Here is a 24,844-nt window from a genome sequence, read left to right as displayed (position 1 = left end):
GCTGGAGAGAATGGATTGCTTCGTCGCTTCGCTCCTCGCAATGACGGTGAACTAGGGTCGCAGGATCACGCGGTCGCGCGACGATCCTGCCACGGCAACAAACGCCGCCTTGGCCTGTTCCAGCGGATAGATCGCGCTCGGCTTGATCGGGAATGGCTTCAGATGTCCGCCGGCAAAGCCCGGCGCGAGCTCGCGCAACACCTCGCCGGTCGCAACCGACGACAGCGCAAGCGTGTCGATGCCGACATAGGTGTGCTGGCCGCGGTAGAATTCGAGGATGTTGAACTGCACGATGCGGTCGACCGCCGCGATCAGGATCTGGCGGCCGCGCAACGCCAGCGACTTGTGCGCGGCCTGGAAATAGGGATCGCCGACCGTGTTGTAGACGATGTCGGCGCCCCTGCCGCCGGTCAGCTCGCGCACGCGAGCGGCGACGTCGGTGGTCGAGGCGTCGATCACCTCGACCGGCGAATTGCTGTGGCCTTCATAAGGCTCGCTCTTGCGCACCACGCCGATCACGCGCGCGCCATGCCAGCTCGCGATCTGCACCGCGGCCTGCCCGACCTTGCCGTTGACGCCCATCACCAGCACGCTCTCGCCCGTCTTCGGCAGGCCGGCGCGGCGCAGGCCCTCCATCGCGGTGACGAAGGGCACGCCGATCCCGGCGGCTTCGTCCCAGGAAATGCCGGCGGGTTTCTCCACCACGGCATCGCGCTCGACCACCAGACGCGTGGCATGGGTGCCGTCGCGGCGGATGCCGAGGTCTCCGGACGAGCCGAACACGTCGCGCCCGATGAATTCAGCGGGACCATCGATTACGACACCGGCGTAGTCGCGACCCGAGGTACGCGGGAATACGGCATAGGGCATCAGCCCGGTCGCGGCCTTGACGTCGGACGGATTGACCGCGGCGGCCTTCACCTCGATGAGCAGATCGTCCGCCCCGCGCGACAACACATGGGTCTCGACCACCGGCGCCACCGCCGCAGCGTTCTCCGCCTTTGTCAGCAGGCGGACGCAGCGCGAGTCGACAGGATGACGATTTGCTTGCGGAGCCGGCGGCATCAGCGTTCCAGTCCTGGTCATGAAGCGCGCCGTTGAAGCGCGCGGATGGTGGCGGCCAAGTGGCCTCCGGTCATGACTAATCGACTGACCGATCAATTCAAGGGGCTTGTTGCGGCCGGCGGTGTCGGAGCTTCGGCGGCGGGGCCGTGCCCAGGGTCGCCTCGATCGACAGGCCGAGCCCGAGCAGCCTGGCATCGCTTCCGACCGGACCGTCGAGCTCGAGCCCAACCGGCAGGCCATCGGACGTCATGCCGGCATAGAGCGACAGCCCGGGAAGGCCGGCATTGCTGCCGGGATCGGTGTTGCGGATCATGGTGCCGAAGGTCGGCACCGGCGCGCCGCCATTGACCGACATCTCGCCGGATCCATTCTTCTCGTCGATGACCGGTGCAGGCGCGACCGTGGTCGGAAACAGGATCGCATCCAGCCTGTTGTCCCTGAGATACGCGGCATAGATCGCCTGCAGCGCCGGCCGCTGCACGTTGATTGCATCATCATAGGCGGCGCCGAACGCATCCGCCGTGATGGCACCGAATGCGCCGACGACATCAGGACTGGCGACGCCGGCCGCGATGTCGGACAGCGTGATCCCCTCGATCCCTGAAGCGGCAAGCCAGGCCGGGATATCGGCGATCGGTTCGTGCAGCGCGACCACGAAGGACACCTTGCCGTTCTGCTCAAACAGATCGGGCATATCGACATCGACCAACACCGCGCCGGCCGCCGAGAGCCGGGCACAGGCTGCGCGGGCGACGGCTTCGACATCGCGATCGAGGCCACTCCAGAAACAGGCGGGAATGCCGAGACGCACGCCGCGTAGCGGGATGCTCGTTGCCAGCGGCGTGCCTGTCATCACGGCATCGAGCAGCGCGACATCGGCGACGGTGCGTCCCATCGGGCCGACGGTGTCGCGGGTATGGCTGATCGGAACCACCTGGTTGTCATCGTGATAACGCCGCTCGGCGCCGCCATCGCCGACTGAAGGCCGAAGGCCCACGGTCCCGGTCAACGCCGCGGGCACGCGGGTCGAGCCGCCAGTGTCCGATCCGAGGCCACAGGTGGCGATGCGCGCGGCGATCGCCGCCGACGTTCCGCCGGACGACCCGCCCGGGATCCGGCTCGTGTCGTACGGATTCCGCACCGGTCCTGCGAACGGTGCGAGATTGGTACTGGTGATGCCGAAGGCAAGCTCGTGCAGATTGGTCTTGCCGATGACGACGGCACCCGCATCGAGCAGCTTTTGCAGCGACGGCGCATTGCGCGCAGGCCGCGCGTGTTGCAGCGCCGGCGTGCCGCCCGATGTCGGCAGATCTGATGTGTTGATATTATCCTTCACGACGATCGGAAGCCCGGCCAGCACGCCGGTCCGCGTCCCGGCATCGACCTCGCGCGCCGCAGCAAGCGCGCCGTCGCGGTTCAGCACGATGAAGGCGTTGAGGTGCTTGAGCCGCTCCGCACGATCGAGCGCGGCCTCGACGACACTGACCGCCGTTACCTTGCCGGCGCGGATATCAGCCAGGATCTCCGCAGCGGTCGTTTCATTGGTGTCGGCCATACCCTGCGCCCTGTTGAATTGCAGGGATTAGGCTATTCTTTCGGCCGCTTGTCGTAAACACGTTTCGCCTTGCCGAGCGAACGCTCCAGCGTCTCGGGCGCAACGACGCGGACGCGGGTGGAGATGCCGATCGTGTTCTTGATGAAGGCGGAGACCTTCTCGGCGTGTGCAGTCAGCCCCTCGCCGTCCCAGCTCTCGGGCCGGGCTTCGGCGAGCACCGTCATCTCGTCCATACGGCCCTCACGGGTCAGCTCGATGACAAAGTGACCGCCGCACCAGTCGGTCGCCAGCAGCGCTTCCTCGATCTGGGTCGGGAACACATTGACACCGCGCAGGATGATCATGTCGTCGGAGCGGCCGGTCACCTTCTCCATCCGCCGCATGCCGGGCCGCGCCGTGCCGGGCAACAGCCGCGTCAGATCGCGGGTGCGGTAGCGGATGATCGGGAAGGCCTCCTTGGTCAGCGAGGTGAACACCAGCTCGCCCTTCTCGCCGTCGGGCAGCACCTTGCCAGTCATGGGATCGATCACCTCGGGGTAGAAGTGGTCCTCCCAGATATGCAGGCCGTCCTTGGTCTCCACGCATTCCTGCGCGACGCCGGGACCGATCACCTCGGACAGGCCATAGATGTCGGTGGCGTCCATATCGAACGCCTGCTCGATCTCGACGCGCATCGCATTGGTCCAGGGCTCGGCGCCGAAGATGCCGAACTTGAGCGACGATTTGCGCGGGTCGAGGCCCTGCCGCTTGAACTCGTCGAGGATCGCCAGCATGTAGCTCGGCGTCACCGTGATGATGTCGGGCCGGAAATCATTGATGAGCTGCACCTGCCGCTCGGTCATGCCGCCCGAGATCGGGATCACCGTGCAACCCAGCCGCTCGGCGCCGTAATGCGCGCCGAGGCCGCCGGTGAACAGGCCGTAGCCATAGGCGTTGTGCATCAGCATGCCGGTGCGGCCGCCGGCGGCGCGGATCGATCGCGCCATCACGTCCGCCCAGGTGTCGATGTCGGCTTTGGTGTAGCCGACCACGATCGGCTTGCCGGTCGTGCCCGAGGAGGCATGGACCCGCACCAGCTGCTCGCGCGGCACCGCGAACATGTTGAAGGGATAATTGTCGCGCAGATCGGTCTTCACCGTGAACGGAAATTTGGCGAGATCGGGAAGCTGCCTGAAATCGGACGGATGCACGCCGGCGGCATCGAACGCCTTCCTGTAATGCGCGACATTGTCATAGGCATGCTTGAGCGACCAGGCCAGCCGCCTGGTCTGCAGCGCCATGATCTCGTCGCGCGAGGCGCGCTCGGCCGCATCGAGCTCGGCGTGATAACCGCTGTCCTTGACCTTGAGCTTTGCCGTTGCCATCGACGTTTCCCCTGAAGCCTTTATGCCTTGATGTCCGTGTCGGGCAGCCAGGTGCCCGCTATCACGCGCGAATGCCCGCGGAATTCGGCGATCACGCTGTCGCCGGAGGTCACGCTCACGTCGTAGATTCCCGAGCGGCCATTGCGCGAGATCTCGCGCGCGGTCGCCACCAGGCGGTCGCCAAGCTTGCCGGGCCGGATGAAAGTGACGTTGCCCTGCGCCGCCACCGCGCGATCGTTGCGGCTGTTGCAGGCAAAGGCGAAGGCTGAATCGGCCAGCGTGAAGATGTAGCCGCCATGACAGATGCGCTGGCCGTTGACCATGTGCGGCTGCACCGTCATCGCCATCACCGCCTGCCCCGGCCTGATCTCGACGAGCTCCATGCCGAGGCCCTTGCTGGCGTCGTCTTCCTTCCACATCGCGTCCGCGCAGGCGCGGGCAACGTCCTCGGGCGATAGCGTGGCCTTCACGTTCACATCGAACTCCCTGTGCCCGGGCCCGTTGCGGAGGGCCTCTTGGTGTCAAGCGTCAGTGTTGGGCGCGACGCACGAGGCGTCAACGCTACTTCCGTCATTCCGGGGCGATGCGCAGCAGCGAACCCGGAATCTCGAGATTCCGGGTTCGCTTCGCGCCCCGGAATGACAATCAACAACTAGACGTGGTCGTAGTCGACCACGACCTTCTCAGAGCACGGCTTGGCCTGGCAGGTGAGGATGAACCCCGCCTTCAGCTCCCACGGCTCCAGCGAATAATTCAGGTCCATCGGCGCCTCGCCTTCGACCAGCTTGGCGCGGCAGGTCGAGCACATGCCGCCCTTGCAGGCGAACGGCAGGTCCATGCCGGCGCGCAGCGCGGCGTCGAGGATCGACTCGCCGTCGGCCACCGGGACCTCGCGGCGCTTGCCGTCGATGATCAGCCCGGCAATCGCCTTGGGCGGCGCGCCGGCCGGAACGACGACCTTCGGACGCGGCTTGCCGCCGAATTCCGACACGAAGCGTTCGACATGGATACGCTCGTCGGCGATGCCGATCTCGCGGCAGGTCGCCTCGATCGTCTCGCTCATCGCGGCCGGTCCGCAGACGAAGACGTGATCGACGGTCGCAGCCGGCACCAGCGAGCGCAGCAGCACCCGCACCTTCTCGCCGTCGAGCCGGCCGTGCAGGATCGGAATGTCCTGCTCCTCGCCCGAGATGACGTGGAATACCGAGAGCCGCTGCATGAAGCGGTCCTTCAGCTCCTCCAGCGCCTCGCGGAACATGACGCCCTCGGTCGAGCGATTGCCGTAGAACAGGAAGAAGCGGCTGTCCGGCTCGCGCGCCAGCACGCCCTTGATGATCGAGAGGATCGGCGTGATGCCGCTGCCGGCGGCAAAGCCGACATAGGTCCGCGCCTCGCCCGGCGCGTGGGCGACGCCGAAACGCCCGGTCGGCGTCATCACGTCGAGCTCGTCGCCGGTCTTCAATTCCTCGGCCGCCCAGTTCGAGAATGCGCCGCCGTCGACCTTCTTCACCGCGATGCGCAATTCGCCGTCGTCGGGACCGGAGCAGATCGAATAGGACCGGCGAACCTCCTCGCCGTCCATCGTGGTGCGCAGCGTCAGATACTGGCCGGGCGTGAAACGGTAGTCGCCTTGCAGATCGTCAGGAATCGCAAAAGTCATCGAGATCGCGTCCGACGCCTCGCGGCGAAGGTCGCTAACGGATAGGCGGTGGAATCGTGGCGTAAGGGACATCGCTTATCTCTCCCCGTCATTGCGAGGAGCGAAGCGACGAAGCAATCCATCGCTCAGCGTACGCCGAACCATGGATTGCTTCGCTTCGCTCGCAATGACGGCCTTGGCGGCAAATAACGACATCATAGTCAATGACACTTGAAGTAGTCGAAGGGTTCACGGCAGCTCCTGCAGCGCCACAGCGCCTTGCAGGAGGTCGAGCCGAATTCGGAAAGCAGCTCGGTATCAACGGAGCTGCATTGCGGGCACATCACATGCTGCTCGCCGAACAGCGCGCGGCGCGAGGAGCCCGGCAGCGGCGGCGCGATGCCGTATTCCCTGAGCTTGCGGCGGCCGTCCTCGCTCATCCAGTCGGTGGTCCAGGCCGGCGCCAGCACGGTGCGGACCTTCGGCTTATGAATGCCTTCACGCTCCAGCGCGAGCTCGATCTCGAGCGCGATCATGTTCATGGCGGGACAGCCGGAATAGGTCGGCGTGATCGCGACCTCGACATGCCCGTCGTGGACCGCGACATCGCGCAGCACGCCGAGATCGGCGATGGTCAGCACCGGGATCTCGGGATCGACCACCTGCGCGGCCGCGCTCCAGGCGCGCCGGCGCAGATCGGCATCGCTGAGCGCAACGGTCACCATGTTGCCCCCGGAAAGGTCCGCTGCATCGATTGCAGCTCGCTGAGGAGATGGCCGAGATGTTCGCTGTGGCTGCCACTGCGGCCGCCCTGCTGCATCCAATCGCTCTTCGGCAACGACAGCGTCGCCTCTTTGATGATGCCGGTGACCGTCTTCCGCCAGCGCGGCTGCAGCGCCGCGGGATCGATCGCGATGCCGGCATCGATCAGGCCGCGCTCGCCGTCATCGATCGTGAACATCTCGCCGGTATAGGCCCAGAGGTCGTCGATCGCATCCTGCGCGCGGCGATGGCTCTCCTCGGTGCCGTCGCCGAGGCGAACGATCCATTCCGACGAATGCCTGACATGATAGGCACTCTCCTTCTCCGACTTCGCCGCGATCGCGGCAAACGTCGGATCGGACGAGGCCATCATGGCGCGCCAGTAGAGATCGGCAAATGCCGCGTAGAAGAACTGCCGCACCATGGTGCGGGCAAAGTCGCCGTTCGGCTGCTCGACCAGCAGCAGATTGCGGTACTGCCTGACGTCGCGCAGATAGGCGAACTTGTCTTCGTCGTTGCCTCGGCCTTCGACCTTGGCCGCGTAGCTGTAGAGCTCACGGGCCTGACCGAGCAGGTCGAGGCCCATATTGGCGAGCGCCATGTCCTCTTCCATGGCGGGCGCATGGCCGCACCATTCGGACAGCCGATGGCCGAGGATCAGCGCATCGTCGGCGCGGCGCAGCGCGTAGAGCACCAGCGGCGTTTCGGAGACTTCGATGTTGGCGGTTGCCATGTTCTCTATTCCACCTGCATCCACTTGCTCGACGTCATCCTGAGGAGCCTGCGCAGCAGGCGTCTCGAAGGATGGCCGCGGTTACGATCGGGCGTCATGGTTCGAGACGGCGCTGCGCGCCTCCTCACCATGACGGGTGAAATTCACATGTGCCCGACTTCGTCGGGGACGTCGTAGAAGGTCGGGTGACGGTAGATCTTGGATTCCGCCGGCTCGAACATCATGCCCTTCTCGGACGGATCGGACGCGGTGATCGCGTTCGAGGGCACCACCCAGATCGACAACCCCTCGCCGCGGCGGGTGTAGATGTCGCGCGCGGCCTGCAGCGCCAGCGTCGCATCGGCCGCGTGCAGCGAGCCGACATGCTTGTGCGCCAGCCCATTGCGGCTGCGGATGAAGACTTCCCAGAGCGGAACGTTCGGCGTGGCCATGGCGGCGCTCCCTTATTCTGCGGCTTGCGCGAGCTGGCGGCGCTTGCGCTTCTCGGCATAGGCCATCGCGGCCTCGCGCACCCAGGCGCCCTCCTCATGTGCCTTGCGGCGCGCGGCGAGACGATCGCGGTTGCAGGGGCCGTTGCCTGCCAGCACCTGCTTGAATTCGTCCCAGTCGATCGGGCTGTGTTCCCAATTGCCGTTTGCGTTCTGCTTCATGCCGGGATCGGGGATCGTCAATCCGAGGAACTCGGCCTGCGGCACGGTGGCGTCGATGAATTTCTGGCGCAGCTCATCATTGGAGAAGCGCTTGATCTTCCATTTGGTCGAGGTGTCGCTGTGCTGGCTGACCTGGTCCGGCGGACCGAACATCATCAGCACCGGCCACCACCAGCGATCGAGCGCGTTCTGCGCCATCGCCTTCTGCTCCGCGGTGCCGCGGCACAGCGTCACCATGATCTCAAAGCCCTGGCGCTGGTGGAACGATTCCTCCTTGCAGACGCGGATCATCGCGCGCGCATAGGGGCCGTAGGAGCAGCGGCACAGCGGGATCTGGTTCATGATCGCCGCGCCGTCGACCAGCCAGCCGATGGTGCCGATGTCGGCCCAGGTCAGCGTCGGATAATTGAAGATCGAGGAATATTTCGCCTTGCCCGATAGCATCGCGTCGACCAGCTCCTCGCGCGAGGTGCCGAGCGTCTCGGCGGCGGCGTAGAGATAGAGGCCGTGGCCGCATTCGTCCTGCACCTTGGCGAGCAGCGCGGCCTTGCGGCGCAGCGACGGCGCGCGGGTGATCCAGTTGCCCTCGGGGAGCATGCCGACGATTTCGGAATGGGCGTGCTGGGAAATCTGCCGCGTCAGCGTCTTGCGGTAGGCGGCGGGCATCCAGTCGTTCGGCTCGATGCGCTCGTCGGCATCGATGCGGGCCTGGAACTGACTGGCACGGGCGACATCCTCGACGCCGCGATCGTCGCCGTCGGATGAGTTGAGCGCCTGCGTGTACATGGCCGACCTCCCAATGTGTTGTTAGGTAGGAATATATAACATAAATTTCCAAATGCAAGATATTTTTGTAATATATTCAGGCGCCCTCGAAACGGCGCGCCACCGCCCCGTTGGACTTCGGCAGCGGCCCGTCCTCGTTGGTTGCGTGGTCGTCAAGCCATTGTTCCGACGGCGAAAGCAGCCCGCGATAGATCTCGCCGCAGAGTTTGCGCGCCGCCCTGCCCGGCCAATCCTTCGGCAGCAGCTGATAAGGCAGCAGCGGATCGCGCAGCACGACGCGGCGGTAATGGTGGATCAAGAGAATGCGCGCGGTGAAGGCGTCGGCGTCGCTCAGCGTCTCGCCGCGGATGATTGAGCCGTGCAGCGGCTCGAACGTCTTCATGAACTTCAGATAGGCGTCCGCGGTGCGGTCGAGCGGCCAGCTTTCGCTGAGCAGCCGGCGTCCGCTGTCATCTTCCGCGGAGACTTCGAGCCGGATCGCACGCGACGCTTCATCGGGGATCGGCACGCCCGACGGCGCGACCCACACGCCGGGCAGCGGGCTGCCGAAGCCGGCATTCTTCAATGCCTCGCGCGCGGCGTCGCGGTCCTCGGCATTGCCGATCAACAACAGCTCGAAGCGGCCGGTCCAGTCCGACGGCGGCGGATCGTAGATGTGCCGCGTCGCGGTGTCGAAGGTCTGCCGGCCCTTGGCGTTCAGCCGATAAAAACTGTTGCGGCCGACCTTGTTGCGCTCGAGCCAGCCGTCGGCGGCGAGCCGCGACATCGCGGTGCGCACCACATTGCCGTCGATGTCGAGCGACTTGAAGAATTCGAGCAGCGTGCCGAGCCACACCGAGCCGCCGCGCGGCACGATGGAATCTCCGAACACGGTGATGATGATCGAGCCGGTGCGTGACGGCTCGCGCTTCAGCTGATCGACGATGCGGGCAAGCGGCTGTGGCATGCCCAACGCATAGCGCGTTTTGTCGATTCACGACAATGCGGGTTCTTCTCCTTCTCCCCGCGTGCAGGGAGAAGGTCGGGATGAGGGGGCTCTCCGCAATCACGGTGCGAGTTGCGCTCGTGGAGACTCCCCCTCACCCGGATCGCATTGCGCTGCGCTTCATGCGATCCGGCCTCTCCCCGCAAGCGGGGCGAGGCAAGCAAGTCAGCGATTGGGATCCGGATAGACGATGCTGCGCCAGCCGCTGCGATCGAACGGCGCCCACTCGCCTTCCTTCTGCGCGAGGCGATCGGCGACCGCGTAGACCACGGCCGGGTGATGACCCATGCCGCAATGGCTGCTCTCGACCTCGATGCTGTCGGTCATCGACGAGGCCTGCTCGCGGCAGCCCTGCCAGGCGCAGACGCCGTCGGTGCGGCTGAAGATCGCGGTGGTCGGCACCGGCGGCGCGCTGGCGAGCGAGCCGCCGAAACGCGAATCCTCTTCATCGGCGCGCCGGCCGCTGGCCATCTCATAGACGCGCCAGGCGTTGGTCGACTTCGGGCCGGCGGCAAACGGGCTGCCGAGCGTGATCACCTGGCGCACGCGCTCCGGCATCATCTTGGCGAGCTGGCGCGCATAGAGGCCGCCGAGGCTCCAGCCCACCACCGAGACCTTGCGGCCGGTCGTTTCATTCATCTGCTGCAGCAGCTCGATCATCCCGTCCTGCACGCCGGCGCGAAGCCCGAGATTGCGGCCCTGGCGCCAGCCGCTGACGGCGTAGCCCTTGCTCCTGAGAAAGTCGCGCAGCGGCCGGGTCGACATGTCGGAAGCGATCAGCCCCGGCAGCACCAGCACCGGATGCCCATCGCCGCGCGGCGCGAGGCTGAGCAGCGGCAATGCACCAAGAAAGGCGCCGAGCTCATGAATGGCGCGGCCTTCCAGAAACATCAGCGTCCTGGACGGCGGGCGTAGCGTCTGCGCAGCAACGGACATTTCAGCTCCTCTTCCGGCAGGACCGCCGGCAATGGGACCAACGAGAATGGTCAACGGAATTGACGCAAACCCGGCGGAATCGTTCCGCAACGCAACAATCTGTCCTGAAAAGCTAGGGAACCGGACACTTTCGTGCAAGCGGTCCAGGTCACACTTGCCACAACTAAAGTGACTTTCGTGCCCAATCGGTCACAGCAGCCGCAGCGTGTACTCCAGGGTGTAAAGCGCAAGCCCGGCAAGCCCGCCGATCAGCGCGCCGTTGAAGCGGATGTATTGCAGGTCCTTGCCGACATTGACCTCGATCAGGGAGATCAGCTGCTCCATGTCCCAGCTCTTCATCTGGTCGGCGATAAAGCCCGAGACGCCGCTCTTCTGCTCGGCGACGACGGTGCGCAGGATGGCCACCAGGCCCTGATTGATCTCGCCGCGCAGATCGGCGTCGCCGTCGAGCGCGTCGCCGGCCTCGACCAACATTCGCGCCAGCTGATGCTGCAGCACCTGCGACTCGCCCGAGGCGCTGCGTTCGATGAAGTCCTTGACGTTGGCCCAGATGGTGCGCCCGAGATTGGCAAGCTCGGGCCGCGCCATCAAATCGCGCTTGAGACCATCGATGCGATCGGCGAACGCCTTGTCGCTGCCGAGCCGGTCGACAAAGGACAGCAGCATGCGGTCGAATTCGCCGCGGAACGGATGCTGCGGGTCGTTGCGCACTTCCTCGAAGAATTTCGTGGCGGACGCGATGATCCGGTTCACCACGAACTTGTCTGCACGATAGAGCCTGAGCAGCGTCGGCATCTCGGCGCGGACCTTGTCGCGGATCACGGCCATGGTCTCCTGCTGCGTCAGCGTCTGGTGCAGCACGCGCAGGATGTCGTCGAGCAGGCCGCCATGCTTGCCCTCCTGCACGAAGCCGCGCAGCGCGCCGGCCGCAAGCGGCGCGAGGTCGATCGAGAGCACCTGCGTCGTGACGCGGCGGCTGATGAACTGCATCAACCCCGAGCTCTCGGTCGCCGCGAATGCCTCGGGCAGCATCCGCAGCACGAAGCGGGCGAGATCCTCGGAACGTTTGCGGTCGCGCAGCCAGTCGGCGATGAACGAACCGAAATCGATCTCGCGCAGCTTGGCCTCGACCGGCCCGGATTCCAAAAAGTTGTTCTCGATGAACTCGCCGAGCTTCTCGGCGATGCGCGCCTGATTGCTCTGGATGATCGCGGTGTGCGGGATCGGCAGGCCGAGCGGCCGCTTGAACAAGGCGACGACGGCATACCAGTCGGCGAGCCCGCCGATGGTTGCGGCCTCGGCAAATGCAGCGATGAAACCGAACACCGGATGCACCGGCAGCAGCGCTTTCGCTGCGATGAAGATGACGAAGGTTGCCGCCAGCACGCCGGTCGCCAGCCACTTGACGCGCCGCAGCTCGGCGGCGCGTTCGACGTCGACTGGCGTTGCGATGAGGGCGGCGGGAAGGGTCATGTGGTTTCGCGGGGGTGACGAACGAAGCATAGCATGGCTCACCGCCGTCATTCCGGGGCGTGCGAAGCACGAACCTCAGGTGCGCAATTGCGCACCGGGGAATCTCGAGATTCCGGATCGCCGCTTCGCGTCGTCCGGAATGACGGTGGACACATGAGCTATGAAGGACACCGCCAAAAAAGAAGGCCCGCAAAATGGCGGGCCTTCGAAAAGGGCAGTTGGTCAGCGCGGCCGCGATCAGGCGGTCTTGCCGTAGACCTTGGCGAAGTTGTCCTGCGCGGTCTTCGCACCGTCGGTGACGAGCTTGCCGAGATACTCGGTGGTGGCCTTCGCCCGCGAGACGAACAGTTCGCCACGCGCACGGGCCAGCTCCGACTGGATCTGGGCGGCTTCGCTCAGCGACTTGGCGGACGCGAGCTTGTCGATACCAGCGAAGAACGCCTCGGCGTCCTGGTAGATCGCCTGCTGGATGTTGCGGCTGATCTTGGCGGCTTCGGTCACCGAACCGGCAACAGCGGACTCGATCACGTTGGTCACCTTCTCCGAGCCGGCATAGGCATCGGCAGCGCGGGTCTTGGCCGCCTCGGCCTGCTTCTTCACGAACTCACGGGCGGCTTCCGGAACTTCCAGGTTCTGAAGCTTGGTGAACGCCTCGGTGACGGGCGCGAAGGCTTCCTTGACGCCGTTCAGCACGGAATTGGTTTCGGTGGTCATTGGGGTCTCTCCATCCTCAGGTTTGAGCTATGGGCTCACCCCGTCCGGTTTGGCCCGGGGCAACGGTGTTATGACACACCTCATGGTGCACCGCAACATCGATGTTGCGGCGCGATATCACAAACCTGTGAACAGCACGAAGATCCGGCAGATTGCCTAGAGAACCAGCAGAATGAGGTTTCTAATTACCTCCGACCGCGTCGGACACCCCGTAAGCCTCCATTTGGGCCCGGACCTGAGCCACATTGTGCCCCAACACGACGATGTCGTGGGTCTTGCCCTCGACGTCGCGGACATGGTCGCGCAGCAGGGCCTCCGCCTTGAAGCCGAGGCTCTCGAACAGCGCGATCGCCGCCCGCTGGTCGACGGTCATCTGCACCGAGAACTTCTCCAGCCCGGCACCGAGCGCGATGGCGAAGGTCTCCTGCGACAATGCCCGGCCGACGCCCTGCCCGCGCACGTCGAGCGACACCACCATCCGGATCTCGCCGACATGCGGCGACCAGGAATGCGGATCGCGCACCAGGGTGCCGCAGCCGACCACCTTGCCGTCCTTGATCGCGAGCAGGCTCGTGATGTCGCCGCGCTCGATCTCGTTGATCCAGGCCGACAGCACCTTCGGCTGGCTGATATTGCGCGGCAGGAACAAGAGATCATGCGTCGGCAGCTTTTGCGCGAAGGCCAGCACCGCGGCCTCGTGGTCCCGAATCATCAGGCGAAACTCGATGTCGCCCGCCTCGGTCTTGACGCGGCGCGGATAGGAACGTTGTTCGGTCATGTCGATCTCTCTCAAGTCGACCCTTCTTAGGTCGATCTCTTGCTCAACCAGGAGTCCAGTTTCGGCCACAGCCGCTTGATTGCATTGGCGCCGGCGACCAGCGAGACGTGACCGCCTTTCAGCATCACCTCCTCCTTGTCCTCGGAGCCGATCTTGGTGATCAGATGCTTTGCCGCATCATACGGCACGATGTGGTCGTGCTCGGCGACCGCGTGCAGGATCGGCACCTTGATGTCGGCAAGCTTCGCCTCGCGGCCGCCGACCGTCATGGTGTCGTTGTAGAGCTTGTTGTCCCACATCAGGTCCTTGGTGATGGCGCGGAAATATTCGCCCGCGAGCGGCAGCGTGTCGGTCGCCCAGCGATCGAACATCCGGTACGACTTGACGAACTCGTCGTTCCAGATGTTGTCCCAGAGCTGGATCTGGCCGACGACACGCGCGGCCGGCCGCAACATGTCGAACGATTGCAGGATCAGTTCGGGCGGCATGTTGCCGGTGCTGTCGATCAGCCGGTCGACGTCGAAATAGCGGCGGTCGGCGAAATTCGAGAACAGCTTCATCTCGCGGAAATCGATCGGCGTGGTGAAGCAGATCAGATTCTTCATCGGCCCGTCGTTGAAGATCGAGCCATACAGCAGCGACAGCACGCCGCCGAAGCAATAGCCGATCACCGAGACTTCCTTTTCGCCGGAATCCTGCTGTACGCGGCGGACCGATTCCGGGATGAAGTCGAGGACGTAATCCTCCATGCGAAGCGATTTTTCCTCGGGCTTCGGCGCACTCCAGTCCAGCATGTAGACGTCGAAGCCACGCTTGAGCAGGAACTCGATGAAGCTCTGCCCCGGCACCAGGTCGAGGATGTAGCCGCGGTTGGTGGTCGCCATCACGATCAGCACCGGCACGCGATAGACTTCGCTGGCCAGCGGCCGGTAGTGATAGAGGTTCATGGTGCCGCGCGAATACAGCACGTCCTTCGGCGTCGAGCCGAGCGACGGGCCGGAGCTCGAGAAATACTCGACGCCCTTGATGCTGCGCTGGATCGCGCGCTGCACCTCGGACTGGACCCGCTCGGAGATCGAGGCGAAATCAAAGGGGGTGGGAGCATTCATTTGCTGCCTCCCTCCGCTGGCGGCTGCTTGGTGCGCGGTGGCCGCGGCGTTGCGCCGTGGCCGTCGTCCGGCGCCAGCGAATTGTGGTGCACCTGCTGCAGCAGCGTCTTGATCTCGTTGAGCTGGTTCTCCATCGATTGCAGGCGCTCCGCCATGCCGACGAGCTGGGCGCGGCTCGGCAGGTTCATCGCCAGCAGATATTTCTCCATCAGCTCGCCGAGCTGCTTCTGCGCGCCGGCCGCAACGCCGCCGGCCTGGTTCATCGCCTTGGAAAATTCCGGCGAGCTCATGAGCTGGTTGCCGAAGGAGTTGAACCCCTTCTCCATCTCGCCAATCATCGTCTGCCAGATCACGGCAGGGTCGTTGCCCTTGTCGGCCATGCGGCGCTCCTCCACACCAATTTCGAGCGCTTGCCGCGCTTCCATTTGTTTCTGCCATACGACACTGTTGCTGCTGATCGGTCAACTGCGCGGCGCGACCAGCGACGCCGAGGCTCTTCTGCGCTGCGTCAATCCGTGGCATAGAGGTTCCTGACCGCGACACCAGCAGGGGACGCCCGTGACCACGCTCGCCCATCAGCCGCCGCAGATCATCCGCGCCAATGGCATCGACATCTGCTACGAGATGTTTGGCGATGCGAATGCCGAGCCGCTGCTCCTGATCATGGGCCTCGGCGCCCAGATGATCCATTGGGACGACGAGTTCTGCCGCCAGCTCGCCGCGCGCGGTTTTCACGTCATCCGATTCGACAACAGGGATATCGGAAAATCCTCCCGCCTGAGCGGCGGCAAGCGGCTGACCGCGCTCGAACTGCTCAAGCTCCGCTTCCTGAAGATCCCGGTCGCAGCGCCCTACAAGCTGGCCGACATGGCGAGGGATACGATCGGGCTGATGGATGCGCTCGGCATCCGCACCGCGCATCTGGTCGGTGCATCGATGGGCGGCATGATCGCGCAGGAGGTTGCGATCACCTTTCCCGAGCGCGTGCGCTCGCTGACCTCGATCATGTCGACCACGGGCAATCCAAAGATCCCGGGGCCGACCCGCGAGGCGACCGCGGTGCTGATGGCGCCGCCGCCGAAGAGCAAGGAAGAGTATTTCGTCCGCTTCGGGCAGACCTGGAAAGTTCTGCGCAACGGCTCGTTTCCCGAGGACGAGGCGCTCGATCCCGAACGCGCGCGGCGCACCTATGAGCGCGGCCTCAATCCGGAGGGCGTCGGCCGCCAGCTCCGCGCCATTCTCGCCTCCGGCAGCCGCAAGGAGCGGCTGCGCGGCGTCAAAGCGCCGACGCTGGTGATCCACGGCACCATCGATCCGCTGGTGCATCCCGAAGGCGGCAAGGACACCGCGGTCTCGATTCCGGGCGCGAAGCTTGTGATGATCGAGGGCATGGGCCACGCCCTGCCAATTCCGATGTGGCCGCAGATCATCGACGCCATCGACAAGCACGCGCATGGCGCGGCGGCGAAGGCGGCGTGAGGCCAGAGCGTTTTCGAGCGAAGTGGATCCCGGTTCGCGTGAAGAAAACGCCCCAAAGCCAAAATCGAGAGCCCCGTCCCGTTTCAATCGGAACGGGGCTCCGGTATCTTCCGGTAACCATGTGAGCCGGGAGTGCGTTCTTCCGGCGCCCGCGCGAAGGCGGTAGACAGCGCGATGCATCGCGCGGGTTGCGCGCCATCAGCCACCGGGAGCAACCAGATGAAGACCATCCTCCGGCCACAGACAGCCGTCGCCGCTCTCCTCCTCGCGCTCGCGTCTTCATCGGCAATGGCGGCTGCCAGCGACGCGCAGCAGGAAGCCAACCGCAAGGCCGTGCTGGCGTTCTACGAGAAGGGGTTGAACCAGAAGGACGCCGACGCAGCGCTCGCCTATGTCGGCAACCGCTATGTGCAGCACAATCCCGGCGCGGCCGACGGCCCCGAAGGATTCCGCAAGTTCATCGGCTTCCTGCGCGAGAAGTTTCCGAACTCGCACAGCGAGATCAAGCGCTCATTCGTCGACGGCGACTACGTGATCCTGCACGTCCACGCCGTGCGCGAGCCCGGCACCCGCGGCAATGCGATCGTCGACATCTTCAAGCTCGAGGACGGCAAGATCGTCGAGCACTGGGACGTGGCGCAGCCCGTTCCGGAGAATCCCGCCAACAGCAACACGATGTTCTAAGGCATCGTGATGGCTTGTGTTCAGCCACTGACATGATCAGGCTGGCGAGCGCGCCGGGACGCCGGCTAGTCCTTGACCGCGATCCAGATCACGTGGCGGACTCCGCGGCCCCGGCCGGTGGCGCGGAGGGCAATTTCGTTGACCGCGAACCCGGCACGAGTCAGCGATTTCGGGAACTTGGCGTTCGGACCGGACGACCAGACCGCAAGCACGCCGCCGCGCCGCAATGCCGCGTGTGCGATCTTGAGCCCGGAGACATCATACAGCGCGTCATTGGCCTTGCGGGTCAGGCCTTCAGGCCCGTTATCGACGTCGAGCAGGATGGCATCGAAGCCGAGCGGCTGGCGGTCGATCACGCTGGCAACATCCTCCTCCCGGATGCTCACGCGCGGATCGTTCAGGCTGTCGCCGAAAATCTCCGCCATCGGACCTCGCGCCCAGGCAACGACCGCCGGCACCAGCTCGGCCACCGTGATCCGCGCCTCGGGTCCGAGCACGGCGAGCGCGGCCCGCAGCGTAAAGCCCATGCCGAGGCCGCCGATCAGAAAATGCGGCCGTGCGACCTTCTCGATCTTCTTCGCGGCAAGCGTCGCCAACGCCTCTTCCGAGCCCGACAGGCGGCTGTTCATCAGCTCGTTGGTGCCTAGCATGATCGAGAATTCGCGGCCTCGCCGCATCAGACGCAATTCACCCTCGGTTCCGGGAATGCGCGCGGTATCGATCTTTTCCCATGGAATCATGCGGCGGCTTGTAACATGGCCGGCACCTCTGCCGTAGCCCGGATGGAGCGAAGCGAAATCCGGGGTCTGCCCCGTCCGCATAAGACGCTGTCCCGGATTACGCTTCGCTTCATCCGGGCTACGAAGGCGTGAGCCTAGCCGCCTGTCCAGACGTCGAGCACGTAGCGGTTCCTGGTGCCCATTTCCTCGATCCAGCGCGCGGCGGCGTCGGTGTCGACACCGGTGCGCTCGCGATAGATCGAGATCAAGGTCGCCTTGACGTCGGGCTCCATCCTGCCGCCGTCGCCGCAGACATAGACGATCGCGCCCTTCTGGATCAGCTCCCAGACCCGGTCCTTCTGCGCGGCGACGAGGTGCTGCACATAGGTCTTCGGGCCGTCGGCGCGCGAGAAGGCGGTGTGGAGTTCACTGACGCCGTCGGCTGCGAACGCCTTCAGCTCATCCGCATAGATGAAATCCTGCTCAGGATGCCGGCAGCCGAAGAACAGCATCGCCGGCCCCAGCGTCGCGCCCTGCGCCCTGCGCGCGGCGCGCTCCTGCAGGAAGCCGCGGAACGGTGCGAGCCCGGTGCCCGGCCCGATCATGATGATCGGCACGGCATTATCATCGGGCAGGCGGAAGCCTGCCTTGGTCTCCTTGATGGTGGCGTGGACGGTGTCGCCGGCGCGGCGGCGCGCCAGATAGTTCGAGCACACGCCCTTGTAGATGCCGCGGCCGGAACTTGCCGGCGCCTCCACCACGCCCACGGTGACACTGCAGCGCTGCGCCTCGCCGGCCGGAGACGACGAGATCGAATAATAGCGCGGCGCCAGCAGTGACAGCATTTCGAGATAGAGGTGGAACGGCAGCTCGCAAGCCGGATATTCCTCGAGCAGGTCAAACACCGATTTGCGCTTGGCCAGCACCTCGGCGCGATAGCGCGCGGCCGAGGCATCGTCGTCGCCGACATAGGCCATCAGCTTCGGTTTGGTCACCGGGCAGCGGGTGTGCTCGGCCATGATCTGGATCTGCTTGCGGGTCGCGACCTGTTGCAGCTCGACGAACTCGGTGAGCAGCCGTCCGACCGACACGGCGTTGCCGACCGGCAATTGCGCGCGGCGGCCTTCTGAGACCTGCAGACGGATCTGGTCGGCCGGCAGGAAGCCGAAGCGGCGCGCAACGGAATCGACCAGGGTCGGATCGTTGCGCGGCACCACGCTGAGATGATCGCCGACGCGATATTTCAGGCTGGTCGGCAGCTCGACCTCGATATGCCGGGTCGAACGCTCCGACGGATGAGCGCCTGCCTTGGTCTGCAGCTCGCTGTTGGCGAGCACCTTCATCGGCACCGCGCCGCCTTGCGTCACGATGGTGTTGACCGCACCCTGCGCCACCGGCTCGATCGCATAGAGCGGCTCGTCCTCGGCGGTGCGGGTGAAATTCCAGTCGATGCCGAATTCCTTGGTCGCGACCTTGGCCGCCTCCGGGAACCATTTCTGGAACTGGCCGTCGAGATCGCTGCGCGCATCGCCCTCGCCGCGCGGATAGACGGCGCGTGCGCCATGCTTGGTGAGCTGCTCGTCGATGAAACGCGGCACCGACTGGTAGGTCGCGGCCCAATCGCTGTTGCCGCAGCCGAACACCGCGTAGCGGACCTTGGCGAAGGCATCCTTCGGCAGGTCGCTCTCGAGCCATTTGACGAACTGCGTCGCGTTGTCGGGCGCCGCGCCATTATAGGAGGCGCAGATGATCAGCACGCCGCCCTCCTCCGGCAGCTTGCCGACATAATCGTCCAGCGGGCCCAGCCGCGTCGCGAAGCCGTTGATCTCGGACAGATCGGCCATGCGGGTCGCCAGCTCCTCGGCGGAGCCGAGATTGGAGCCGTACAGCACCAGCATCGGCGTGTTGTGGCCGGGGCGCGTGGTCGGCGCGCGCGGCGCCTTTGGCGCGGCCGCAACCGCGCCCGTGCTGCCGGCGAACGCGCCGCGGTCCTTGTCGTCGCGCGGCCGTACCTTGATCCTGAAGCCATCCGGCTTGACCGTCAGCGTCTCCTTCAGATGCATCTGGTAACGATGCACGTCGATCAGCTTGAAGCGCTGCAGGATCATCCCGATCGCCAGCGCCGCCTCGTGCATGGCAAAGCCGCGGCCGATGCAGGCGCGCTGGCCGTTGCCGAACGGCTTCCAGGCGTTGATCGGGCGCTTGGCCTCCGCCTCGCGGCTGAAATTCTCGGGATCGAACACGTCGGGGTTCGGGCCCCAGACGCTGGGATCGCGGTGCAGCGCCATCACCAGGATGGTGATGAAGGTGTTCTTCTTCAGCTTGTACTTGCCGCCGATCATCTCATCGTTGAGCGGCGCGATGCCGTAGGCCGGCGCCGGCGGCCACAGCCGCAGCGCCTCCTTCAGGCATTGCGTGATGTAGGTGAGTTGGGTCACCTGCTGATAGGTTGGCCGCGCATTGACGTCGGGACCGAGGACGCGATCGACCTCCTCATAGGCCTTCTTCAGCACCTCCGGGTGCTTCAGCAGCGCGTAGATCGTGCACGACAACAGGCCGCTGGTGGTCTCGTGGCCGGCGATCAGGAAGGTGTTGATCTGGTAGCGGATGTTGACGTCGTCGAGCTGCTCGCCGGTGGCGCGGTCGACGCCGGTCATCATCGCCGCCAGCATGTCCTTCTTGTCGTCGGTCGCGGCGGTGCTGCCGCGCCGCTCGGCGATGATCTCGTCGACCATCTTGTTCATGAAGGCGACGTCGTCGGCGAGCGTCTTGCGCCGCTTCTGCATCCACAGACCCTCGAGCGGCAGGCCGCGGGTCATCATGATGGTTTCGAGCGAGCGCACCAGCGATTCCACGAACGGGTGGTAGTCGCGGCGGTAGAACGAGTTGAAGCGGTAGTCGAAGCCGCAGAGGCCGATGGTGTCGAGGGTGAGCGCCGTCATGTCGTGGACGACCTCGATCTCCTCGTCGGCGTTGAGGCGCTCCCATTTCTTGACCAGCTGCTCGGCGATGTCGACCATGCTCGGGTGGTACGACTGCATGGCGCGGTTGCCGAACGGCTGCATCAGGATGTTGTGCGCCTTGCTCCAGTTCGGCTCCTTGGTGTCGGCGGTGAACAGGCCGTCGCCGCCGACCGCGCGGACCCGGCGCAGCGAGCCGCGCACGGCCTTGTCGAAGCGCTTCTCGTCGGAGAGCTCGTCGACGAGATCGTGACCGGACACGATCACGAGCGGCGCGCCCATCATGTCGAGCCAGAAGATCGGTCCGAGCTCCTTGGAGAGCTTGACGAGATGCTGCACCGGCGCGGTCGAGTCCAGCGACAGCATGTTGCCGACCACCGGCTTCGTCGGCGGATGCGGAATCGGACTCAGTCTGTTGCCGGACGCCATTTTCGAAGTGCCCCCTCTAACCTCAGTCATTCCGGGATGGTCCGAAGGACCAGACCCGGAATCTCGAGATTCCGGGTTCGATGCTGCGCATCGCCCCGGAATGACGACGTCATCGTCACCCAAACCGCTTTCTGCGCCATTCGATCAGCTTCGCGCTGACTTCGTCAGGCTTTTCCTGCTGCGTCCAATGGCCGCTGTCCTTGACCAGGTACTTCTCGAGGTCCGGCACCAGCCGCTCCATGCCGTCGGCGGCCGAGGGCGGCAGCACCGCGTCGTTCTCGGCCATGATCATCAGCGACGGCACCCGGACGTGATGGTCCAGCCCGGCCGAGCGCTCCCAGTTGCGGGTGAAATTGCGATACCAGTTGATGCCGCCGGTGAAGCCGGTCTTGGTGAAGGTGTCGACGAACACCTTTTTCTCGTCCGCGGACAGGATCGGCTTGCGCGGGTCATGCTTGGCGTCGTAGTTCGCGATCATCTGCGGAAACGCCAGGTTGAGCCGCGCCGAGGCGCCAACGCCGGCGATCGGCTGTTCGGGTGGCGCGTCCGCCGGACGTGGCACCGGCTTGCGCATGAAGGCGTCGAAGGTCTGCTCGACGCGGCTGCCGAAGATGCGGTCGGGCTCGCGCGCCGGATCCTGGAACTGGACGATGTACATGTGATCGCCGAAGCGCTGGCGAAACAGCGCGATCGGATCCATTGGCGCACGGTCCCAATGCGGCGTGTTGACGCCGACGACGCCGGCGACCCGCTGATGATGCCTGAGCGGCATCTGCCAGACGACAAAGCCGCCCCAGTCGTGCCCGACGAAGATGGCCTTGTCGATCTTGAGATGGTCGAGCAGGCCGACGAGGTCGCCGGTCAGGTGCTCCATGTCGTAGGCCTCGACCGGCTCCGGCCGGTCGGTCGCGCCATAGCCGCGCTGATCCGGCGCAATCACCCGGATGCCGGCCTCGCCCAGCGCCTTGATCTGGTGGCGCCAGGAGAACGCCAGTTCAGGCCAGCCGTGGCACAGCACCACCGGCGGCGTGTCGGTCTTGGGGCCTGCTTCATAAAACCTCATGCGGATGCCGTTCGTCTCGGCGAACTGCAGCGGTGGCATTTCAATCATCGACCGGGATCCTTATTCAGCTGCGCCCTTGATGTCCGCAGGCGGGGGAGCGAACGCCGCCTCGAGTACATCGAACTCGAGCGGCAGCATGTCGCACATCACCTGCACGTGGGGAATGATGTTGGCGCCCACGATGAAGCCGAAATCGAGCTGATCGCGGTAGCTCTGCACGGTGATGTTGAGCGCCACGCCGTGGGTCGAGATCGAAACCGGGAAGATGTGCAGCAGCTCGGCACCCGCCGCATACAGCGTCTGCCGCGGCCCCGGCACGTTCGAGACCGTGATGTTGGTGGCCGGCGGCAGCACGTTGGAGAGGTCGGAACGGCTGTAGAGCAGCGCCAGGATCTGCACCAGGATCGGCGCGCCCAGCAGCGAGATGTTGGTGACCTGCGGCACCAGAGCGCGCAGCGGATGCGACATCTCCTTGGACTTGGTCGACTGCGCGATGATGGTTTCCAGCCGCTTCCTTGGGTCCTCGATGTCGGTTGCGATCGAGCAGATCATGCCGAACACCTGGTTGTTGGATTCGGCATTGCCCTCCTCGCGCAGCGAGATCGGAACACCTGCCGTCAGCGACTTGTTCGGCAGCGCGCCCTGGCTGATCAGATAGCGCCGCACCACGCCGGAGGCGAGCGCCAGCACGACGTCGTTGAGCTTGCCGCCGGACGCCTTCGCCAGAGCCTTGGCACGCGACAGCGAGATCGAGGTGCCGGCAAAGCTGCGTTCGGACGAGATCGCCTTGTTGAGGATGGTCGGCGGCGAGGACATCGCCTGCAGGCTTTCGCGCGATCTCGGATCGGCGACCTTGGCGACGACGTCGGACAGGCTCTTCATGACCGTCGGCATGGAGCCGGCGAACTTCACCGCGCTTTCGATCTGGAACATGGCGTTGTCGAACAGGATCGAGCCGAGGTCGCTCTTGCCGGAACGCGGCAGCTCCAGGCTCTTCTGCGCGGCGGCGGCCGCCTCGAACGGCTGGGTCCAGAGTTGCTGATAGGCATCGATCAGATTGGCCGCGATGTCGCGCGGTTCCTGCGCGACCTTCTTCGCGCTCGGCGGCTCGATCTCGCGCGGCACCGGCGTCAGATCGTAGATCATGCTGGTCAGCGCCGCACCGGCGCCGCCGTCGATGCAGGCATGGTGCATCTTGGAATAGAGCCCGATCTCGTTGTCCTTCATGCCCTCGAAGACGTAGAACTCCCAGAGCGGGCGGGCGCGGTTCAACAGCTTGGCGTGCATCCAGCCGACGATACGCTCCAGCGTCGCGCGATCGCGCGGCGCCGGCAGGCTGGCGCGGAAGATGTGACGGTCGATGTCGAACTGGTCGTCCTCGACCCAGGACGGGTGATCGATGTCGAGCGGCGCCTTCTGCAGCCGCGCCTTGAGGATCGGCGCGATGTGCAGCCGCGAGGCGATCATCGCCTTGAACTCCTCGAAGAAGTCGCCCTTGTAGCCGTCGGGCAGGCGGAAGATCGCCATGCTGCCGACATGCATCGGCATTTCCGGCGTTTCCAGATAGAGAAACGATGCGTCCAGCGAGGACAGCTTCTTGGCGTCGCTCATGATCTCCTCCCGAGAGCCTACTTACGCGGGCGCCTTGGGCGGCGCTTCTCGTCGTTTGGTCAGGATAGTGCCTGTTCTGCCGGCCCGTAGGCAATGGCAAAGGGGCCCGAGCGGTCAAAATGCCGGAATTCCCCTTCCGGCTGGGCCAGCCGGTCCGCAATCGCCCACAGCGCCGCGGGATTGACGCCGAGGCCGATATGGCTGGCGAAATGCACCTCGATGTTCTCGGCGGTGGCCGACGGCCGCACGCGCGAGGTCCGCCAGTTCACGATGCCATCGGTGCGGGAATAGATCGAGGTCGTCGGCACCGGCATGTCGCCGGCGATCGCGGTGCGGATCTCAGGGATGTCGTCGACACCTTCGCCGGACAACAGCTCATAGAGCCGCGTCGCATTGGTGGCGCGGATGTCGTCGGCGAACGGGCTGCCCAGCGTGATGATGGAGCGCACCAGCTCCGGCATCTGCGACGCCAAGTCGCGCGCATAGACGCCGCCGAGGCTCCAGCCGATGATCGAGACCTTGCGCCCCGACGCCTCATGGACCCGCTTCAGCAGGTCGCGCAGCGCAGCCCGCCTGCTGGAAATCCCACCGAAATTGCGGCCCATGTTCCAGGCATAGGCGTCGTAGCCGAGCTCCTTCAGATAGCGCCGCATCGGCGCCATCGACAGGTCGCTGGCAAGGAAGCCCGGCAGTGCCAGCACCGGATGACCATCGCCCTTCGGCGCCTGCATCAGGAGGGGCGACAGCAGCAGGCTCGAATTGAGTTCGAGCACGCCGCGCGCCTCCGCCAGCATCAGGAACAGGCTCGGCGGGCGCAACCGGCGTTCGGTCCCATCAACGCTCCTGTCCATGTCGGTCACTATTTCTTCTTGCTCGTGCCGCCGAAGCCGGCCATCGCCACGAACATGTCCTGGAAGCGCTCGGCGAGCTTGGGATCGAAGGTGAACCAGCTCTGCATCAGCGATTCCGGCGAAATCTTCTCGATGTTCGACGTCATCTGCTGCTGCAGCTTGTCCATCACCGCCGCCTGCATCGGCCCCACATCGGGCAGGCCGAAGAATTGCCGCGCTTCGAGGGGCGTACAATCTATCTCGACGTTGACTTTCATATCCGCCTCCTCAAATGCGCCTTGGCCCGCCACAGTATCGCCGGGACGGGGCGAGTTGCGCAAGCGAGCCGTACCTGCCCCGGGGGGCAGTCGGCCTCAATCATCCGTTATGGTCAACCAAACCGTTTGGAGCGGTTGCTCGAGGCGCGCCGGTGATCATTCCCGTGACCGACAAGCGGCACTCCGAAAGTCGAATGTCACGCGTTCGCGCCGACAGCCTACTCTCCAATCCGGTTCATTGC

General features: G+C 65.1%; 24 protein-coding genes. 2 read left to right on the top strand and 22 right to left on the bottom strand.

Annotated features, from left to right (window positions below):
* Positions 1–51 precede the first annotated feature (51 nt).
* From ACVIHF_RS06830 to ACVIHF_RS06755, 16 genes are all read right to left on the bottom strand, one after another.
* On the bottom strand, positions 52–1,086 hold the full coding sequence (locus tag ACVIHF_RS06830; RefSeq protein ID WP_375166972.1) for a zinc-binding alcohol dehydrogenase family protein: 1,035 nt from the start codon (positions 1,084–1,086) through the stop codon (positions 52–54).
* Between the two features lie 76 nt (positions 1,087–1,162).
* The gene (iaaH, locus tag ACVIHF_RS06825) at positions 1,163–2,620 is read right to left on the bottom strand and encodes an indoleacetamide hydrolase (RefSeq protein ID WP_253609647.1); all 1,458 of its coding nucleotides are present in this window, start codon (positions 2,618–2,620) and stop codon (positions 1,163–1,165) included.
* Between the two features lie 32 nt (positions 2,621–2,652).
* The gene (gene paaK / locus ACVIHF_RS06820; protein WP_253609648.1) at positions 2,653–3,984 is read right to left on the bottom strand and encodes a phenylacetate--CoA ligase PaaK; all 1,332 of its coding nucleotides are present in this window, start codon (positions 3,982–3,984) and stop codon (positions 2,653–2,655) included.
* 20 nt (positions 3,985–4,004) lie between these two features.
* Positions 4,005–4,460 carry a hydroxyphenylacetyl-CoA thioesterase PaaI gene (paaI, locus tag ACVIHF_RS06815; RefSeq protein WP_057017660.1) on the bottom strand — a complete coding sequence of 152 codons (456 nt, stop codon included), beginning with the start codon at positions 4,458–4,460 and terminating at the stop codon, positions 4,005–4,007.
* Between the two features lie 176 nt (positions 4,461–4,636).
* Complete coding sequence (gene paaE, locus ACVIHF_RS06810) at positions 4,637–5,716, bottom strand: 1,2-phenylacetyl-CoA epoxidase subunit PaaE (RefSeq protein WP_253609649.1); 1,080 nt, start codon at positions 5,714–5,716, stop codon at positions 4,637–4,639.
* 128 nt (positions 5,717–5,844) lie between these two features.
* Positions 5,845–6,348 (bottom strand): 1,2-phenylacetyl-CoA epoxidase subunit PaaD, encoded by a 504-nt coding sequence (paaD, locus tag ACVIHF_RS06805; protein WP_253609650.1) that lies wholly within the window; start codon positions 6,346–6,348, stop codon positions 5,845–5,847.
* The gene (gene paaC, locus ACVIHF_RS06800) at positions 6,342–7,118 is read right to left on the bottom strand and encodes a 1,2-phenylacetyl-CoA epoxidase subunit PaaC (RefSeq protein WP_253609651.1); all 777 of its coding nucleotides are present in this window, start codon (positions 7,116–7,118) and stop codon (positions 6,342–6,344) included. Before paaC ends, paaD begins: the two co-directional genes overlap by 7 nt.
* A 143-nt stretch (positions 7,119–7,261) precedes the next feature.
* Positions 7,262–7,549, bottom strand: a complete 288-nt coding sequence (gene paaB / locus ACVIHF_RS06795) for a 1,2-phenylacetyl-CoA epoxidase subunit PaaB (protein WP_016842890.1) — start codon at positions 7,547–7,549, stop codon at positions 7,262–7,264.
* A gap of 12 nt (positions 7,550–7,561) precedes the next feature.
* A complete protein-coding gene (gene paaA / locus ACVIHF_RS06790; protein ID WP_092083264.1) occupies positions 7,562–8,554 on the bottom strand; it encodes a 1,2-phenylacetyl-CoA epoxidase subunit PaaA in 993 nt (330 codons plus the stop codon).
* A gap of 76 nt (positions 8,555–8,630) precedes the next feature.
* Positions 8,631–9,500, bottom strand: coding sequence for a phenylacetic acid degradation operon negative regulatory protein PaaX (gene paaX / locus ACVIHF_RS06785; protein WP_253609652.1), 870 nt, complete (start codon positions 9,498–9,500; stop codon positions 8,631–8,633).
* Positions 9,501–9,704: 204 nt separating this feature from the next.
* Complete coding sequence (locus ACVIHF_RS06780; protein ID WP_253609653.1) at positions 9,705–10,475, bottom strand: esterase/lipase family protein; 771 nt, start codon at positions 10,473–10,475, stop codon at positions 9,705–9,707.
* A 189-nt stretch (positions 10,476–10,664) separates the two neighbouring features.
* A complete protein-coding gene (locus ACVIHF_RS06775) occupies positions 10,665–11,948 on the bottom strand; it encodes a DUF445 domain-containing protein (protein ID WP_253609654.1) in 1,284 nt (427 codons plus the stop codon).
* Positions 11,949–12,185: 237 nt separating this feature from the next.
* Entirely contained in the window at positions 12,186–12,662 is a 477-nt protein-coding gene (locus ACVIHF_RS06770) for a phasin (protein WP_253609655.1), read from the bottom strand.
* Positions 12,663–12,843: 181 nt separating this feature from the next.
* Entirely contained in the window at positions 12,844–13,440 is a 597-nt protein-coding gene (locus ACVIHF_RS06765; protein ID WP_225647966.1) for a GNAT family N-acetyltransferase, read from the bottom strand.
* A 26-nt stretch (positions 13,441–13,466) separates the two neighbouring features.
* Positions 13,467–14,549, bottom strand: coding sequence for a PHA/PHB synthase family protein (locus tag ACVIHF_RS06760; RefSeq protein WP_253609656.1), 1,083 nt, complete (start codon positions 14,547–14,549; stop codon positions 13,467–13,469).
* Complete coding sequence (locus ACVIHF_RS06755) at positions 14,546–14,929, bottom strand: hypothetical protein (protein WP_057017659.1); 384 nt, start codon at positions 14,927–14,929, stop codon at positions 14,546–14,548. Before ACVIHF_RS06755 ends, ACVIHF_RS06760 begins: the two co-directional genes overlap by 4 nt.
* 178 nt (positions 14,930–15,107) lie before the next feature.
* Between ACVIHF_RS06755 and ACVIHF_RS06750 the strand changes: the two genes are divergently transcribed.
* Positions 15,108–16,028, top strand: coding sequence for an alpha/beta fold hydrolase (locus tag ACVIHF_RS06750; protein WP_253609657.1), 921 nt, complete (start codon positions 15,108–15,110; stop codon positions 16,026–16,028).
* 219 nt (positions 16,029–16,247) lie between these two features.
* Positions 16,248–16,712, top strand: a complete 465-nt coding sequence (locus ACVIHF_RS06745) for a nuclear transport factor 2 family protein (RefSeq protein ID WP_253609658.1) — start codon at positions 16,248–16,250, stop codon at positions 16,710–16,712.
* A gap of 65 nt (positions 16,713–16,777) precedes the next feature.
* On the opposite strand, the gene ACVIHF_RS06740 is transcribed toward ACVIHF_RS06745, so the two are convergent.
* The 6 genes from ACVIHF_RS06740 to ACVIHF_RS06715 form a co-directional block, all read right to left on the bottom strand.
* Complete coding sequence (locus ACVIHF_RS06740) at positions 16,778–17,452, bottom strand: spermidine synthase (RefSeq protein ID WP_253609659.1); 675 nt, start codon at positions 17,450–17,452, stop codon at positions 16,778–16,780.
* 134 nt (positions 17,453–17,586) lie between these two features.
* Positions 17,587–20,820 carry a bifunctional cytochrome P450/NADPH--P450 reductase gene (locus ACVIHF_RS06735; protein ID WP_253609660.1) on the bottom strand — a complete coding sequence of 1,078 codons (3,234 nt, stop codon included), beginning with the start codon at positions 20,818–20,820 and terminating at the stop codon, positions 17,587–17,589.
* A gap of 115 nt (positions 20,821–20,935) precedes the next feature.
* Positions 20,936–21,931, bottom strand: a complete 996-nt coding sequence (locus ACVIHF_RS06730; RefSeq protein WP_253609661.1) for an alpha/beta fold hydrolase — start codon at positions 21,929–21,931, stop codon at positions 20,936–20,938.
* Positions 21,932–21,943: 12 nt separating this feature from the next.
* Complete coding sequence (locus tag ACVIHF_RS06725) at positions 21,944–23,494, bottom strand: WS/DGAT/MGAT family O-acyltransferase (RefSeq protein WP_253609662.1); 1,551 nt, start codon at positions 23,492–23,494, stop codon at positions 21,944–21,946.
* A gap of 59 nt (positions 23,495–23,553) precedes the next feature.
* Positions 23,554–24,345: an alpha/beta hydrolase gene (locus ACVIHF_RS06720; protein WP_253609663.1), complete on the bottom strand. Its 792-nt coding sequence runs from the start codon at positions 24,343–24,345 to the stop codon at positions 23,554–23,556.
* A gap of 8 nt (positions 24,346–24,353) precedes the next feature.
* Entirely contained in the window at positions 24,354–24,602 is a 249-nt protein-coding gene (locus tag ACVIHF_RS06715) for a DUF6489 family protein (protein WP_253609664.1), read from the bottom strand.
* Positions 24,603–24,844 lie beyond the last annotated feature (242 nt).

The organism is Bradyrhizobium sp. USDA 4506, from assembly GCF_054058795.1.
This window is presented reverse-complemented; position numbering and strand designations above follow the sequence as displayed.